Origin of the sequence: Acuticoccus mangrovi, assembly GCF_016411865.1 — a bacterium.
GTDB lineage: Bacteria > Pseudomonadota > Alphaproteobacteria > Rhizobiales > Amorphaceae > Acuticoccus > Acuticoccus mangrovi.
Genome location: NZ_JAEKJA010000006.1, coordinates 180,245 through 195,461, shown reverse-complemented (window position 1 = coordinate 195,461; position 15,217 = coordinate 180,245). Strand labels below are relative to the sequence as shown.

At 70.7% G+C, this 15,217-nt stretch carries 12 protein-coding genes and 1 pseudogene; 6 read left to right on the top strand and 7 right to left on the bottom strand.

The window, feature by feature from the left end; translation table 11 throughout:
• The first annotated feature begins 5 nt into the window (after positions 1 to 5).
• A complete protein-coding gene (locus JCR33_RS08885) occupies positions 6 to 959 on the top strand; it encodes an alpha/beta hydrolase (protein ID WP_198881696.1) in 954 nt (317 codons plus the stop codon).
• A 55-nt stretch (positions 960 to 1,014) separates the two neighbouring features.
• Here JCR33_RS08885 and JCR33_RS08880 read toward each other — a convergent pair whose 3' ends face one another.
• Both JCR33_RS08880 and JCR33_RS08875 read right to left on the bottom strand, forming a co-directional pair.
• Positions 1,015 to 2,919 (bottom strand): ABC transporter ATP-binding protein, encoded by a 1,905-nt coding sequence (locus JCR33_RS08880; protein WP_211110169.1) that lies wholly within the window; start codon positions 2,917 to 2,919, stop codon positions 1,015 to 1,017.
• Positions 2,920 to 2,974: 55 nt separating this feature from the next.
• A complete protein-coding gene (locus JCR33_RS08875; RefSeq protein WP_198881695.1) occupies positions 2,975 to 3,886 on the bottom strand; it encodes a helix-turn-helix domain-containing protein in 912 nt (303 codons plus the stop codon).
• 71 nt (positions 3,887 to 3,957) lie between these two features.
• On the opposite strand from JCR33_RS08875, the gene pobA reads away from it, so the two are divergent.
• Positions 3,958 to 5,124, top strand: a complete 1,167-nt coding sequence (gene pobA, locus JCR33_RS08870) for a 4-hydroxybenzoate 3-monooxygenase (protein ID WP_198881694.1) — start codon at positions 3,958 to 3,960, stop codon at positions 5,122 to 5,124.
• Positions 5,125 to 5,383: 259 nt separating this feature from the next.
• Positions 5,384 to 6,437 (top strand): annotated as a pseudogene (locus tag JCR33_RS24700) (class I SAM-dependent methyltransferase).
• 24 nt (positions 6,438 to 6,461) lie between these two features.
• Here the strand turns inward: JCR33_RS24700 and JCR33_RS08855 are convergent.
• From JCR33_RS08855 to JCR33_RS08840, 4 genes are all read right to left on the bottom strand, one after another.
• Positions 6,462 to 7,508 (bottom strand): NAD-dependent epimerase/dehydratase family protein, encoded by a 1,047-nt coding sequence (locus tag JCR33_RS08855; RefSeq protein ID WP_198881691.1) that lies wholly within the window; start codon positions 7,506 to 7,508, stop codon positions 6,462 to 6,464.
• A gap of 72 nt (positions 7,509 to 7,580) precedes the next feature.
• On the bottom strand, positions 7,581 to 8,345 hold the full coding sequence (locus tag JCR33_RS08850; protein ID WP_198881690.1) for a phytanoyl-CoA dioxygenase family protein: 765 nt from the start codon (positions 8,343 to 8,345) through the stop codon (positions 7,581 to 7,583).
• A gap of 138 nt (positions 8,346 to 8,483) precedes the next feature.
• Positions 8,484 to 9,110: a TetR/AcrR family transcriptional regulator gene (locus tag JCR33_RS08845; protein ID WP_198881689.1), complete on the bottom strand. Its 627-nt coding sequence runs from the start codon at positions 9,108 to 9,110 to the stop codon at positions 8,484 to 8,486.
• Between the two features lie 19 nt (positions 9,111 to 9,129).
• Positions 9,130 to 10,002, bottom strand: a complete 873-nt coding sequence (locus JCR33_RS08840; RefSeq protein ID WP_198881688.1) for an ABC transporter permease — start codon at positions 10,000 to 10,002, stop codon at positions 9,130 to 9,132.
• Positions 10,003 to 10,089: 87 nt separating this feature from the next.
• On the opposite strand from JCR33_RS08840, the gene JCR33_RS08835 reads away from it, so the two are divergent.
• A complete protein-coding gene (locus tag JCR33_RS08835) occupies positions 10,090 to 11,112 on the top strand; it encodes a cobalamin-independent methionine synthase II family protein (protein ID WP_198881687.1) in 1,023 nt (340 codons plus the stop codon).
• Positions 11,113 to 11,165: 53 nt separating this feature from the next.
• On the opposite strand, the gene JCR33_RS08830 is transcribed toward JCR33_RS08835, so the two are convergent.
• Positions 11,166 to 12,380, bottom strand: coding sequence for an OsmC family protein (locus tag JCR33_RS08830; RefSeq protein WP_198881686.1), 1,215 nt, complete (start codon positions 12,378 to 12,380; stop codon positions 11,166 to 11,168).
• Between the two features lie 294 nt (positions 12,381 to 12,674).
• Between JCR33_RS08830 and JCR33_RS08825 the strand changes: the two genes are divergently transcribed.
• Both JCR33_RS08825 and JCR33_RS08820 read left to right on the top strand, forming a co-directional pair.
• Positions 12,675 to 13,148, top strand: a complete 474-nt coding sequence (locus JCR33_RS08825) for a (2Fe-2S)-binding protein (RefSeq protein WP_198881685.1) — start codon at positions 12,675 to 12,677, stop codon at positions 13,146 to 13,148.
• A complete protein-coding gene (locus tag JCR33_RS08820) occupies positions 13,145 to 15,217 on the top strand; it encodes a xanthine dehydrogenase family protein molybdopterin-binding subunit (RefSeq protein ID WP_198881684.1) in 2,073 nt (690 codons plus the stop codon). Before JCR33_RS08825 ends, JCR33_RS08820 begins: the two co-directional genes overlap by 4 nt.

Genomic DNA, 15,217 nt, shown 5'->3' with positions numbered 1-15,217 from the left:
CGGCGATGGCAGCGCGGCGCTTGCGGCGGCTCGGGCGGGGGATCCTCGCGACCCTCGCCGTTCTCGCGGTTCTGATCGTGGCGGTTCTCGCCGCGGGCACGCTCTATACGTGGAACGCCGAGCGCACCCACCGCCACCACAACGCCTTCACCGCCGACGGGATCATCGTGAAGGCGGGGACGCGGGAGGTCACGCGCGGGGCGCGCCATCTCGTCGTTCTCGTGCACGGCTTCAGCGCCTCGCCGATGACGATGGCCCCCTTCCTCGAGGCGTTCCGCGGCACCACCGACGTCGACGTCTGGGCCCCGCTCCTCGCCTTCCATGGCCGCAGCCTCGCCGACTTCCGCCGCTTCGACCCGGCCACGATCCGCGACGACCTCGCCGCCCGCCTCGCCGAACGGGCCGAGGGCTACGACGAGGTGACGATCATCGCCCACTCCTTCGGCGGCGCGGTGGTGGCCGACCTCCTCGCCCGCCGGGCCCTGCCGGAGGGAGCGCGGGTGATCCTCTTTGCCCCCGCGCTCCACATTCCGGCGAACACGCGGGCGAACCGGCTCAGCCTCGAGGCCTTCCGCCTGTTCGCCTCCTACTGCGACATCGCGCCGATCGGCTGCCGCGTGCCCGATCCCGACCCCGGCGCCGACGACGCCACCCGCGCCGCCCAGTACGCCCAGACGATCTTCTTCTATCTGGTACCCGACGCGGTGCTCGCCCTCTTCGACTATGCCGACGTGCTCGCCCCGATGACCGCCGCGATCACCGCGCCCATCGACATCGTCATGGCGAAGGACGACCGCAGCGTCGACTACGCCATGACCGCGCAGATGTGCGCCGCGATGCGGGCGTGCACCATGCATGCGCTGCCGAAGGGCGGCCATCTCGCCCAGCTCGGGCCGGAGGGGCCGGCGCTGTCGGCGCTCCTCGTCGCGCTCGCGACCGGGGCAGGCGTCGCGAACTGACCGGCCCGGCGCCCTCCTCCGCCACCCGGCTCCGCCGCCACTCTCTGTCCGCCGCCTACTCCGCCGCCTCCAGGAAGCCGCCCGACTGGCGCGACCAGAGGTCGGCATAGAGGCCGCCGCGGGCGAGCAGCTCCTTGTGCGGCCCCTCCTCCACCACGCGGCCCGCGTCCATCACCACGATGCGGTCCATCGCGGCGATGGTGGACAGACGATGGGCGATGGCGAGCACCGTCTTGTTCGCCATCACCTCCTTCAGCGCGTCCTGAATATCGGCCTCGACCTCCGAATCGAGCGCCGAGGTCGCCTCGTCGAGCACCAGGATCGGCGCGTCCTTCAGGATCGCCCGCGCGAGAGCGATGCGCTGGCGCTGGCCGCCGGAGAGCTTCACCCCGCGCTCACCGAGATGGGCGTCGTAGCCGGTGCGGCCCCGCCCGTCCCTGAGGCCGGTGATGAACTCGTGGGCGCGGGCGCGGCGAGCGGCGTCGAAGGCCGCCTCGCGGCCGGCATTGGGTCGACCGTAGAGTACGTTGTCGAGGGCGGAGCGATTGAAGATGGCGGTCTCCTGCGTGACCGTGGAGATCGCCCGCCGCAGACCGTCCTGGGTGAGGTCGCGGATGTCGACGCCATCGAGCAGGACGCGCCCCTCCTCCACGTCGTAGAGGCGCAGGAGGAGCGACACGGCGGTGGACTTGCCCGCCCCCGAGCGGCCTACGAGACCGACCTTCTCACCCGCCGCGACGTCGAGGTCGAGGCCGGCGACGCCGCCGGTGGGGCGGCCATAGCGGAAGGTCACGTTCTGGAACTCCACGTGGCCGCGCGTCGTCGCCGGCGCGCGCGCCTGCGGCCGGTCGACCACCTCGTGGCTCGGCGAGAGGGTGGCGGCGCCGTCCTCGATGGTGCCGAGCTCGCCGAAGATCGTCAGCGCCGACTGGGCCATCCAGCCGCTCATCGCGGTGAGGCGTAGCGTCATCATCGCGGCCATCGCCACCACGCCGATCGTCGCCTCGCCGAGGTGGTAGAACCACAGCGCGCCGAGGATCATCACCACGGTGATGCCGGCGCTCATCGCCGCGATGATGACGCGCATCGTCATCATCGAACGGCCGAAGGCGAGGCCCGCCTGGCGGAAGCCGGCGAGCGCCTTGCGGGCGGCGTCCTCCTCGCGATTGGCGTGGGCGAAGAGCTTCACCGTCTTGATGTGGCTGAGGCTGTCGACGAGCTGGCCGGTGACCGTCGCCCGGGCGGCGGCGCGCGCCTTGGCACGGGCGCGCACGCGGGGCACGCCCCAGCGCAGCGCGAGGGCGAAGAGCACCACCCACACCCCGACGACGACGGCGAGCCACGGCTCGGCCGAACCGAGGAAGGCGGCCATCGAGACGAGGTAGGCGACGAGCATGCCGAGCCCCGTCAGCGTGTCGATCACCACCGTGGTGAGCGCCGTCGCCGTCTGCGTCTGCTTCTGGGCGATGCGGCCGGTGAAGTCCTCCTCGAAATAGCGCATCGCCTGGCCGAGCGTGTGGCGGTGGAGCCGCCAGATGGTCATCGGGGCGAGGCCCGGACTGAGCACCAGCGAGCCCATCGCGCTCTGGCCGAGCTGCATCACCGGCTTCGCCACGAGGACGGCGACGAGGAGCATGACGAGCCAGGGCCATTCGGAGGCGAAGATCTCCGCTGGTCCCGCCGCCGCGGCCCGGTCGACGAGCCCGCCGATGAGATAGAACACCGCCGCCTCCGCCGCCCCGAAGAGCAGCGAGAACGACGCGAGGAGGACGATCGCGACATGCGCGTCCTTCAGGCTCCAGCGCAGGAAGGGGACGAGCTCGCTCGGCGGCTCGGGATCGTCATAGGACGCGAAGGGCTCGATGATGCCCTCGAAGGGGGCGAAGACCGTATGGAAGATCTCGGTGTCGGGAAGGGTCTCGGGATCGGGGGTCCTGATCGTCTCACGTCGCTCGCTCACGCCCACTCCTTCCTCGCCGGCACGCCGTCGGCCGGCACCGTCCTCGTCCAGTCTCTCAGGACCTCGTCGGTCGATCGGGGCGCTCCGTCGGATCGCGCGAGCCGGTGGCGACGTAGGCGCGGAACGCGGTCGGCGTCATCCCCGCGGTGCGGGTGAAGACGCGCGAGAAATGGGCCGGGTCGAGGTAGCCGAGATCCTCCGCGATGCGCGCCACCGGCATCGCCGTGCAGGCGAGCAGGCGGCGTGCCTCCGCCATCATGCGCGCTTCGACGAGCTTGGAGGCGCTTCGCCCCGTCGCCTCGCGGCACACACGGGTGAGATGGGTCGGAGTGACGCCGAGGGCAATGGCGTAGGTTGCCACACGCCAATGTTCGCGGAAGCGTTCCTCGAGCAGCGCCTCGAAGCGCCGCAGCAGCGGCGGCTCAGCGCCTTCCGCGGCCCGGCCGGGGCCGGCGGCGAGGAGCGCCTCGGCGGTGCGGGCGGCAAGGAGCGTCGCGAGCGCGGCGAGACAGGTGTGACGCAGCGCCCCCCGCTCGGCATGCTCGCGCGCGATCGCCTGGAAGAGCTCCACGAGCGCCTCCCCCGCCACGGTCGTCGCGGCGGCGGCGAGAACCGGGGCCGCCTCCACGATCGGCGCGACCATCGCCGCCGGCAGGGTGAGCACCACCCCATCGGTGCCGGGGGCGAAGCGAAAGCCGTGCACCGCCCCCGAGGGCACGTTGACGACCGCCGGCAGGACGAGGGGAACGGCCTGCCGCTCGAGGAGGAGCTCCGCCTCGCCCCGCAGCACCAGGAGGAACTGGTGGAGTCGGGGATGACGGTGCAGCCGGATATGCCATTCGTGCAGGGCGGAACGGGCGAAGATCGGCTCCGCGTGTAGGATGTCGACAATTTCTGTGGTTTCGGCAAAGAGATCGAACGCGGGGGTGGCGGTGATCGCCCCACCGGCAATGTTCGATTCGTCCAAGTCTATGCCTGAACCGTCCATTTCCCCCGGCACCTCCCCCCGTAGTCTTGCACGGCGGGGGAAACACGCCAATGAGAACAGAAGTCGTCATCATCGGAGCGGGGCCGGCGGGCCTGTTGTTGTCGCAAATCCTTAATCGCGCTGGCGTTTCGACGGTGGTGCTCGAAAAGCACAGCCGCGAGCACGTGCTCTCGCGCATCCGCGCCGGCGTGCTGGAGTGGGGCTCGGTGGAGACGCTGCGGGGCGCCGGCGTCGGCCGCCGGATGGACGTCGAAGGCAGCATGCACGAGGGCGTGTCGTTGGGATTCGCCAACGAGGGATTTCGCATCGACTTCACCGCCCGATGCGGCCGCGCCGTGATGGTCTACGGCCAGACCGAGATCACCAAGGACCTCTACGAGGCACAGGACGCGCTCGGCGCCACCATCGTCCACGAGGCGATGGACGTCGCCATCGAGGAGATGGCCGGGCAGGCGATCGTCTCCTACACCACCGGCCGCACGCGGCAGAGGGTGACGGCCAACTACATCGCCGGCTGCGACGGCTTCCACGGCGTCAGCCGCCGCTCGATCCCGGCCGACCGCCGCACCGAGTTCGAGCGTGTCTACCCCTTCGGCTGGCTCGGCGTGCTGTGCGAGACGCCGCCCGCGGCACCCGAGCTGATCTACGCCAATCATCCGCGCGGCTTCGCCCTCGCCTCCATGCGGGGGCCGATGCTGTCGCGCTACTATCTCCAGGTGCCCGCAGGTACCGACCCGGCCGAGTGGTCCGACGCCGCCTTCTTCGACGAGCTGCGCCGCCGCCTGCCGCACAAGGTCGCCATTCGCCTCGTCGCGGGACCCTCCGTCGAGAAATCGGTGGCGCCGCTGCGCAGCTTCGTCACCGAGCCGATGCGCTACTGCCGGCTGTTCCTCGCCGGCGACGCCGCCCACATCGTCCCGCCGACGGGGGCGAAGGGCCTCAACCTCGCGATCGCCGACGTCGTCTATCTCGCCGAGGCGCTGATCGCGCAGCTGCGCGACGGCGATCGCCGCGCGCTCGACGCCTACTCCGACCGCGCCCTCGCGAGGGTGTGGCGCGCCATCCGCTTCTCCTGGTGGATGACGACGATGCTGCACCGCTTTCCCGACCAAACCCCGTTCGACCAGCGCATCCAGGAGGCCGAGCTCGACGCCGTCGCCACCTCCGAAGCGGCGCAGACCGTGCTCGCGGAAAACTACACGGGCCTGCCCTACTAGCGGCTCACCGCCCCGCCCTCGGCCTCGCTCGGTCGGCGCGGCGAAGCGACCGGCGGTGATCGTCGTCACACGCGCCGGCGGGCGCGGGTACCATCTCCAGCCTGTCGCCGCGAGATCGGCGACGACAGGCCCCGCCCCCCACCCGGTTCCCCCGACCGGCCGGCGCCCCCGCGCTCCCCCTCGCGGAGCGGCGCGCGGGGCCTGTCCCCCCTTTTTCCCAACGACAGGACCCGATTTCCCAACGACAGGACCCGAGGCGATGAACCAGCCCACTCTCGACGCTGTCGTCGGCCGCATTCTCAACGATCTCGGCGGCGCGATGTCGCTCCCCTCGTGCGCATCGGCGACCGGCTCGGGCGTTACAAGGCGCTCCACGCCAAGGGGCCCATGACCTCCGCCGAGCTCGCCGCCGAGACCGACTGCGCCGAACGCTACGTGCGCGAATGGGCGAGCCAGCAAGCCGCGTCCGGCTATCTCACCTACGACCTCGCCGACGGCCGCTTCACCCTGCCGATCGCGCAGGCGATGGTGTTCGCGATCGAGGACAGCCCCGTCTACATGATGGGCGCCTTCGACACGGCGGCGGCGATGATGCGGGACGAGGCCGCCGTCAAGGACGCCTTCCGCTCCGGCCGAGGGCGTCGGCTACAACGGCCGCGGCAGCTGCCTCTTCTGCGCCATGGCGCGCTTCTTCCGCACCGGCTACCGCAGCGACCTCGCGGAGAGCTGGCTTCCCGCGCTCGACGGCGTGGTCGCGCGGCTCACATACGGCGCGAGGGTGGCCGACATCGGCTGCGGCCACGGCCATTCCACCATCATGATGGCCGAGGCGTTCGCGGGCTCCAGCTTCGTCGGCTACGACTTCCACCACGGCTCCATCAAGGCGGCGACACAGCACGCGCAGCGCCACGGGGTCGCCGACCGCGTCACCTTCGAGGTGGCGATGGCCAAGGGCTATGGCGGACGGGGCTTCGACCTCATCACCTTCTTCGACACGTTGCACGATCTCGGCGATCCGGTGGGCACGGTGCGGCAGGCGCGGCGGGCGCTCGACGACGACGGCGTCCTGATGCTGGTGGAGCCCCAACGCCGGCGACCGGCTGGAAGACAATCTCACCCCCGTCGGCCGGCTCTTCAATAGCGGCTCCCCCATGATCTGCGTGCCCGCCTCGCTGGCGCAGGAGGAGGGCGCCACCCTCGGCGCCCAGGCCGGCGAGAACCGGCTCCGGGCGGTGCTGACGGCGGGCGGCTTCACGCGGGTGCGCCGTGTTGCCGAGACGCCGTTCAACATGGTGCTCGAAGCGCGGCCCTGACCCCGCCCCCGGCGCGCGTCGAGTTCAGAACTTGCCGTCGCGCACCTGGAAGCCGGTGGGCTTGCCGAGCGAGGGCATGCCGCGGGCGATCCAGTCGGCCTGCCAGTCGATCAGCCGCTGAAGGTCGACCGACGGCGGGCCGAACAGGGCGCGGGCCTTGGCGGAGTTGTTGAGCCAGCCCGCCGCCGCCTCCTCGCCGACGATCGTCGCCGTGGTGCCGAAGCGCTCGGCGAACCGATGAGCGAGCCAGCGCGTCTCGACGATCTCCGGCCCCGTCACGTTGAGCGGCGATGTGGGCGTCGTCGCGTGGGCGAGGGCGCGCAGGATCTGGCTGTTGGCGTCGCCCTGCCAGATCACGTTGGAGTGGCCCATGGTGACGTCCACCGGCGAGCCCGCGAACACGGCGGCGGCAACGTCGTGGAGCACGCCGTAGCGCATGTCGATCGAGTAGTTGAGGCGGATGAGGCGGCCCGCGGTGCCATGGATTTGCGAGCCATATTCGAACAGCCGCTCGCGGGCGAGGCACGACCAGGCATATTCGCCGGGCGGCGGGCCGATCGGCGTCTCCTCGGTGGGCCCGCCCGAGGCGGCGGTGGCGAAGGGATAGACGCAGCCGGTGGAGAGGGCGACGATGCGCGCCGCGCGATAGCGCTCGGCGACGTTGGCGGGCACCAGCGCGTTCATCGCCCAGGTGAGCGGCGCCTTGCCGGCGGCGCCGAACTTGAAGCCCGCCATGAACACGACGTTGGGCGCATCGGGAAGCGCGGCGAGGGCGTCGCGGTCGAGAAGATCCGCCGCGATGGGCTCCACCCCGTGCTCGGCGAGCGCGTCGGCAAGGCCGGGCGAGGAGAAGCGGGCGACGGCGAAGACGCGCCGATCCGGCACCGCACGCTTGGCGAGACGGCACAGGGTGGGCCCCATCTTGCCCCCCGCTCCGAGTACGACGATGTCGCCCGGCGCCTTCTCGAGATCGGCGATCAGCGCCTCGGAAGGGCGCGTCATCACCTCCTCCAGATGGGCGACGTCGGCGAAGCTGTCCGGCAACGGGGCACGGGGGGCGAGCTGGTCCATGGGTGTCCTCCGGCGGGCGCGGATCATCGCCCGCGCCGCATGGCGTTCTGCCGTTTCGTGGGCCGCCGCGCGTCAGGAGACGCGCAGCACCAGGGAGTGATCGTAAGGGAGCGCGGGGTGGGAGAAAACCACGTCGTTGCGCACGTAGTGGAAGGCGCACGCGCGCCGCCAGCGCTCGGAGTTGTTGTCGGCGGAGACGTGCACCGTGCCGCCGTGGTGGAAGGAGACGCCGCCCTTCGGCACGGGCGCGGGGCGCATCTCCATGCCGGCCATGTCCGGCGCCGCGATCTGGAGGTCGAACGGCCGATCCTGCGGTGCGGTGTGACCGATGATCGGACCCCGATGGGTCGCCCGCCCGTAGCGCAGGCAGCCGTTCTCCTCGTCGGCCTGATCGAGGGCGATCCAGGCCGTCACCACCCCGTCGTGATCGGAGGGGCCGAAATAGAAATTATCCTGGTGGGCGGGCTTGGGTCCGCCCCCGTGCGGCGGCTTGAAGAAGATCTGGCTGAAGTAGACCGAGACCCCCTTGCCCACCAGCGCCTCGACGAGCTCCACGATCGCCGGATCGCTCGCAAGCTCGGTGAAGAAGGCCCGCTTGGTGTGCGGGTTGTCGAGCTTGCGCAGCACCGTGCCCTTGGCCGCCCCGTCGACGAACCAGCGACGATCCTTTTCCGACATCGCGGCGATCGCCTCGTCGCTCCAGGCGATCACGTCGGCGATGGCGGCATCCATCCGCTCCGGCGTGAACACCCCGGCCTTGGTGGCGTGGCCGTCCTCCTCGTAGAGCGCAACGAGATCCTTGGTGTCGCGCGCGGTCATCACGTCGTTCGCGAGCATCGCCCCCTCCCTTGGATTTTGTAACTAACTGACTAGTTACTACGAGACACACGATGTCAAGGGCCCCATAGACGAGGCCCCTGATCCTCGGACCGTTGCGATGCTCAGGCGGTGACGACGCTCAGACGGTTTCGATGCTCAGACGGTGACGATGGCCCGGACCGAGCATTGGATGTGCTCGCGCCAGCTCTTCTTCGCCACCGCGGTGGAGAGGTCGCGGTCGAAGAAGATCGAGAGCGTGCGGTTGTTGCCCAGGAAGAGATAGACGAGGGCGATCACCGTGATGTGAATGGTCACGGGGTCGAGACCCGGACGGAAGGCGCCCTTCTCCTCGCCCTGCTGGAGGAGGCGCGCGAGCTTGTCGATGAACGGCCGCTCCAGCTCACGGATATGCAGCGAGCGCGCGAGATGGGCGCCGCCATGCAGGTTCTCGTTGTTGAGGATCGCGATGACCTCCGGATGGCCGTGATAGTAGGTCCACACGAAGTCGACGTAGCGGGTGAGCGCGTCGAGCGGCGGGGCGGCGAGGTCCATCGCTTCGCCGGCGGCGGAGAGCTCGGCGTAGATCTCCTCCAGAACGGCGAGGAAGAGACCCTCCTTGTCGTCGAAATAGTAGTAGATCATCCGCTTGTTGACGCCCGACGCCTCGGCGATGGCGTCGACTCGCGCCCCGTCGAGGCCCTGATGGGCGAACGCCGCGCGAGCGGCGTCCAGAATGTGGCGGCGGGTGCGTTCGGGATCTCGGGTTGTGCTCCGGCGTGTCACTTTGGATTCGAAGGCGGCGCTAGGCTGTGGCGACACGGCTGTCTCTTGGCACGGTCAGGAACTCCAGAATTTGAACGAGTCCATACAAAACCACGCCGATGAGGGTGATCAGGAGTACGGACATAAACATCGCCGCTGTATCCAAAGTCACCTGGACCTGCAACATCAGGTAGCCCAATCCCTCCTGCGACGCGATGAACTCGCCCACCACGGCGCCGGCGACGGCGAGCACCGTCGCCACCTTCATGCCCGAGAACACGTAGGGCAGCGCCGACGGCAGCTGGATCTTGGTGAAGATCTGCCAGCGCGAGCCCTTCAGCGCCCGCACCAGCTCCAGAAGGTCCGGCTCCACCTCCTTCAGCCCCCGCGCCGTGGTGAGGAGGATCGGCAGGACGCAGATCGCGAACACGATCAGCACGTTGGGCGTGAACCCGTAGGAGAACCAGACGATGAAGAGAGGGCCGAGCGCCACCTTCGGGATCATGTTGAGGCTCACCATCAAGGGCATCACCGCCTGGTCGATGATACGCGACCACGATGACAGCAGCGCCACGACGACGCCGAACACCACCGCGACGGAGTAGCCGGCCAGAATCTCCCCGGCGGTGACGAGGGTGTTGCGCACCCAGTCGTAGTTGCCCTCCCCGAGCGAGGCGAAGGTCTCGACCGGGCTCGGCATCACGTAGCTCGGCACGTCGCCGAGCGTGACCCAGAGCTGCCACGCCACGATCAGCGCGAGGTGGGCGAGCACGGCGATCCAGTTGCGCGCCACGAAATTCGCGACGTTGGCGGCGAAGCCCGGCTTCTCGATCGGCCGGCTGCGAGGCTCGAGCGCCCCCTCCTCGGCCGAGGCTGTGTCGTTGCTGGCGGCGAGCGTGACGTGTTGCGACATCGGCGGCGTGTCCCTAGAATTAACTAACCAGATAATCCGGCGACCGTTCTGCGCGGTCAAGACAACAGCCTCGGGAGGTGCGTGAGAATGTCAACGCCAGGGATCAAGACGACGGTCGTGGGCTCCTATCCGGTGCCCGACTGGCTCGCCGCCGCGCCGAGCGAGCAGGCCCTCGCCGACGCCACCCGCGTGGTGCTCGCGACCCAGGAGAAGGCCGGCATCGACCTCGTGTGCGACGGCGAGCTCTACCGCTTCGACGTCAACCATCCCGAGACCAACGGGATGATCGAATATTTCGTGCGGCCGATGGCGGGCGTCCGGGCCGATCTCACCTTCAAGGAGATCCAGTCCTTCCGCTCGCAGGAGGGGATGGGCTTCCGCACCCAGCCCGCCGGCGTGGTCGACGGGCCGATCAGCTCCGGCACGCTCGATCTGCCGGACGCCTGCGCCCGGGCGAAGGGGCTCGCCACCAAGCCGCTGAAGTTCACCCTCACCGGCCCGCACATGCTCGCCAAGACGCTGTCGGACCACCACTACGGCTCGACGCCGCGCCTCGCGATGGCGGTCGCCGAGGTGCTCGCCGAGCAGGTCGCCGCCTGCGACGCCGACGTGATCCAGATCGACGAGGCGAACCTTCCCGGCCATCCGGAGGAGTGGGAGTGGGCGTCCGAGGCGGCGAACATCGTGCTCTCGGCGGTGAAGACCACGCCCGCCATCCACCTCTGCTTCGGCAACTATGGCGGCCAGAGCATCCAGCGCGGCACCTGGGACAAGCTGATCGGCTACCTCAACTCGCTGCAGGTGGATCACATCGTGATGGAGATGGCCCACCGGCCCGCCGAGGAAGTCACGGCGTTCCGCGGGCTGCGGCCGGAGATCGGGCTCGGCCTCGGCGTGGTGGACGTGAAGGCGACCGAGGTGGAGAGCGCCGACGGCATCGCCCGCGCCATCGAGCGCGCCGCCTCGCTCCTCGGCGAGAACCGCATCCGCTACGTCCACCCCGACTGCGGCTTCTGGATGCTGAAGCGCTCCATCGCCGACGCCAAGATCGCCGCGCTGGTCAAGGGGCGCGACCTCTTCGAGGATCGCGTCAGCGCCATCGCCTCCTAAGGCATGGAGCCCACCCGCGGCCGCGTTGCGGGCGGCGGCGGGTGGGCGGCCACTCAGCCCGCGAGGCGCATCCCCCGGCGGCGATAGCGGGTCTTCACCTTCACGTCGTCGCGGCAGAGGGCGTGGAGGAAGCAGGTGCGCTCCCCCACCCGCACCAGATCCTGCGCCGCGGCGTCGTCCAGCCCGGTCTCGAGGGCGACGTGGGTTTCCACCGGATCGCCGCGGCCCGCCCGACCGGTACCCGCCGACCCGCCGCCCGGCGAGAAGTGGGTGTCCTGGATCACGCGGTAGGCGTGGAGCGGCAGCTTCGCCATGTGGGCGTAGCGGCCGAGCTGGGTCATGAAGCAGAAGGCGAGACCGGCCGCGAAATAGCTGAGCGCGTCGGGCGCCCGGCCCTCGCCGCCCTCCCCCTTCGCCTCGTCGCAGAGGAAGCGCCAGGTGGAGCTCGGCATCTTGTACTGCTCGCGCACGATCTCCTTCACCCCGTTCGGCAGGATGCGGCAGACCGAGCGCAGATGAAGCAGCGCCTCGCCCTCCCCCACGCTCGGCGCCGGCTCGGGGCTCGCGGCAAGGCGCGCCTTCATCGCCTCTTCGGAGCCGATGCGCTCGGTGAGCGGCTGGAAGCGCTCCGCGTCGGGCGCGAGGGCGAGCGCGTCGAAGCGGTCGCCTCTGTCGGCCTCCGCCGGGGCGCCGAGGGGGGCGACCCCCGCCGGCACCAGTTCGCGGCCGTTGTGGACGATGGTGAAGAGGCTGACATTCTCCCCCTTCGTCAGCCCGTTGAGGGGCGAGGCTACCACCGCGTCGGCGAGGAGGCGGGTGATCTCGTCCTCGCTCGCGTCCGTATCGCAGACGAGGGTGAGCGAGGGCGGCAGCGCGCCGGAGATCATCGTCCCCCGCGGGAAGGAGCCGGCGCGATAATAGAAATTCTCCAGCGTCAGCTCGGGTCCGCGCAGGGCGATGCCGCGGGCGGCAGCGAGCGCCAGGAGCTCGCTCATGTAGGATGCGACCATCCCCACCGCGACGAAGCTCAAGGGATTGGTCGCCGCGTCGCGCCCGTTGAGGTGCACGCCCTCGTCGGAGGCGTAGCGCCAGGCGAGGCCGGTCGCCCGCGACACCGTCACCGCCTCCTTCTGAATGCCCTCCAACGAGCGCACGTAGGTGCGGATCGAACGGCCGTGCCGGTCGGGCGGCGCGTCGAAGCCCGCCTCCGACGCGTTGCCGACCCGATAGGTGAGCGGTGTGGTCATCTCTTCGAGCGTCAGCGCCATCTCGGCTCCTCCCGGTGCGGGCCCTTCGGCCACGTCTATGGCCGGCGACGCGACGACGCCCCGCCGGCGGATCATCGACGCGGGGCCCCTCGCCGGCAACCCGCCCTTGCACGATCGGCATAGCCGCCTATGATCGACGGCGTCGCTTCGAAACCCTGCGGACGGTGCGGACCGTTGCGCACCCTGCCCTGACGCGGGTCCCATCCGAACCGAGATCAGAAGAACCCCGAGACCGCTATGAACGACCCTCGTGCGCCATCCGTCGAGCGCGACGCCCCTGCGTCGGACCCGAGAATGCAATCGTTTGCATTTGTCGTCAACGGCGCCGAGATTGTCGTGACGGTGCCGCCGGAGACGCCGCTCCTCTACGCCCTGCGCAACGATCTGGCGCTGACCGGCACGCGGTTCGGCTGCGGCGACGGGCTGTGCGGCGTGTGCACCGTGCTCGTCGACGGGGAGCCGCGCTGGGCCTGCCAGCTGCGGGTGTGGGAGGTGGAGGCGAAGCGGGTGGAGACGGTGGAGGCGCTCATCGCCGAGCCGCGCCATCCCCTCGTCACCGAAGTCCTCGCCGGCAACGCGGGCCAATGCGGCTACTGCCTCTCGGGCATCCTGATGCAGGCGCGCGCCCTCCTCGACCGGACGGACGGGGTGCCCGACCGGGCGGCCATCGCCACCGCGCTCGCCGGCAATCTCTGCCGCTGCGGCGCGCACGGGCGCATCCTCGACGCCATCGAGCGTGCCGCCCGCACCATCGCCGAGGCGGCATGAGCACCCTCCCCGCCCCGGTCGTCGCCTATCCGCTCATCTCCGACTGGATCCGGTTCGAGCCGGACGGCACCCTTCGCGTGCGGACCGGGCGGGTGGAGCTCGGGCAGGGCATCGCCACGGCGATGGTCCAGATCGCGGCCGACGCGCTGTCGGTCGCGCCGGAGCGGGTGCGGCTCGTCTCCGGCGACACGCGCGAGGCCCCTGACGAGGGCGTGACGGCTGGCAGCCTCTCCGTCTCGGTCGGCGGCGTCTCGTTGCGATTTGCCGCGCTCGCCGCCCGCGCGCGCCTCTTGGAGCGGGCCGCCGCCCTCCTTCAGTCGAGCACCGATGCGCTCGACATCGTCGACGGCGAGGTGCGGCGCAGCGGCATGGCGAGCGACCTCACCCTGTGGCGCCTCGCCGAGGAGGTGGACCTCGCCGTCGCGATCACCACCGACGTGCCGCCCGTGCCCCACACCCTCGCCCCGCTGCCGCGCGCCGATCTCCTGTCGCGCATCGCCGGCGGCTTCATCCACGACATGCGCCTGCCCGGCATGCTGCACGGCCGGCCCGTCCATCCCCCCGCCCTGCACGCCCGGCTCCTGAGCGTCGACGTCGACGCCCTCGCCGCCCGGCCGGGCGTTGCGAAGGTGGTGCGCGACGGCGACTTCCTCGGCGTCCTCGCCGAGCGGGAGGACGACGCGCTCGCCGCCGTCGCGTGGGCCACGGCGAACGCGGTCTGGTCCGACGGGCCGGCCGAGAGCCTCGACCCCGTCGCCCACCTCGCCGCAGCCGACGGGGAGGCTGAGGTGGTGCTTTTGAAGGGCGAGCCGCCCGCCGAAGGAACCCGCTTCTCGGTGGAGGTGTCGCGCCCGCCCCTCTCGCATGGCTCCATCGGCCCCTCCTGCGCCATCGCGCAATGGAGCGAAGAGCGCCTCACCGTCCACTGCCACAGCCAGGCGGTCTATCGCCTCAAGGCGGCGCTCGCCGAGGTTCTCGGGCTCGATCCCGCGACGGTCGACGTGATCCACCGGAACGGCGCCGGCTGCTACGGCCACAACGGCGCCGACGACGTCGCCCTCGACGCCGCTCTCCTCGCCCGGGCGGTTCCCGGCCGACCGGTGCGCGTCGTCTGGAGCCGCGCCGACGAGTTCGGCACCGCCCCCGTCGGCGCGCCGATGGTGACGCGCGCCACCGCCATCGTCGCGAACGGCCGCATCGAAGGCTTCGAGGCGACGGCGACGAGCTTCACCCATTCGAGCCGCCCCGGCCCCGGCGCGCCCTACCTGCGTTCCGCCTACCTCATCGAAGACGGCGTTCCGATAGAGACGCCGGGCGACATTCCGCTCGCGGCCGGCGGCGGGGCCGAGCGCAACGCCATCCCGGCCTACGCGATCGCCTATCAGCGGGTGGCAAAGCGCGTGGTGGGCGACATTCCCGTGCGCACCTCCGCGATGCGCGGGCTCGGCGCCTTCCTCAACGTGACCGCCATCGAGACCCTCGTCGACGACGTCGCCCGCGCGCTCGGCGAGGATCCGGTCGCCTTCCGCCTCGCCCATCTCGACGACCCGCGCGCTCGCGCCGTGGTGGAGGCCGCGGCCGACGGCGCCGGCTGGCCGGGCACCTCCGCCGACGGCGCCGCCTACGGCATCGGTTACGCCCGCTACAAGAACCGCGCCGGCTACTGCGCCGTGGTGGCGCGCATCGAGGTGGAGGAGGACGTCAGGGTGACCGACGCCTGGGCCGCCGTCGACGTCGGCGAGGCGATCAACCCCGACGGGGTGCGCAACCAGATCGAGGGCGGCATCGTCCAGTCGACGAGCTGGGCGCTCAAGGAGGCCGTCCGCTACGAGGGCGATCGTGTCGCGACGCGGGACTGGGAGACCTACCCGATCCTCACCTTCCCCGAGGTGCCCCGCATCACCGTGAGGATCGTCGGCCCGCAGGACGCGCCGCCGCTCGGATGCGGCGAGGCGGCCCAGGGTCCCACCGCCGCGGCCATCTCCAACGCCCTCGCCGAAGCGCTCGGCGTGCGCCTCACGGCGATGCCGTTTTCGCGCGAGGCGATCGTTGCGGCCCTTTCGGCCTGA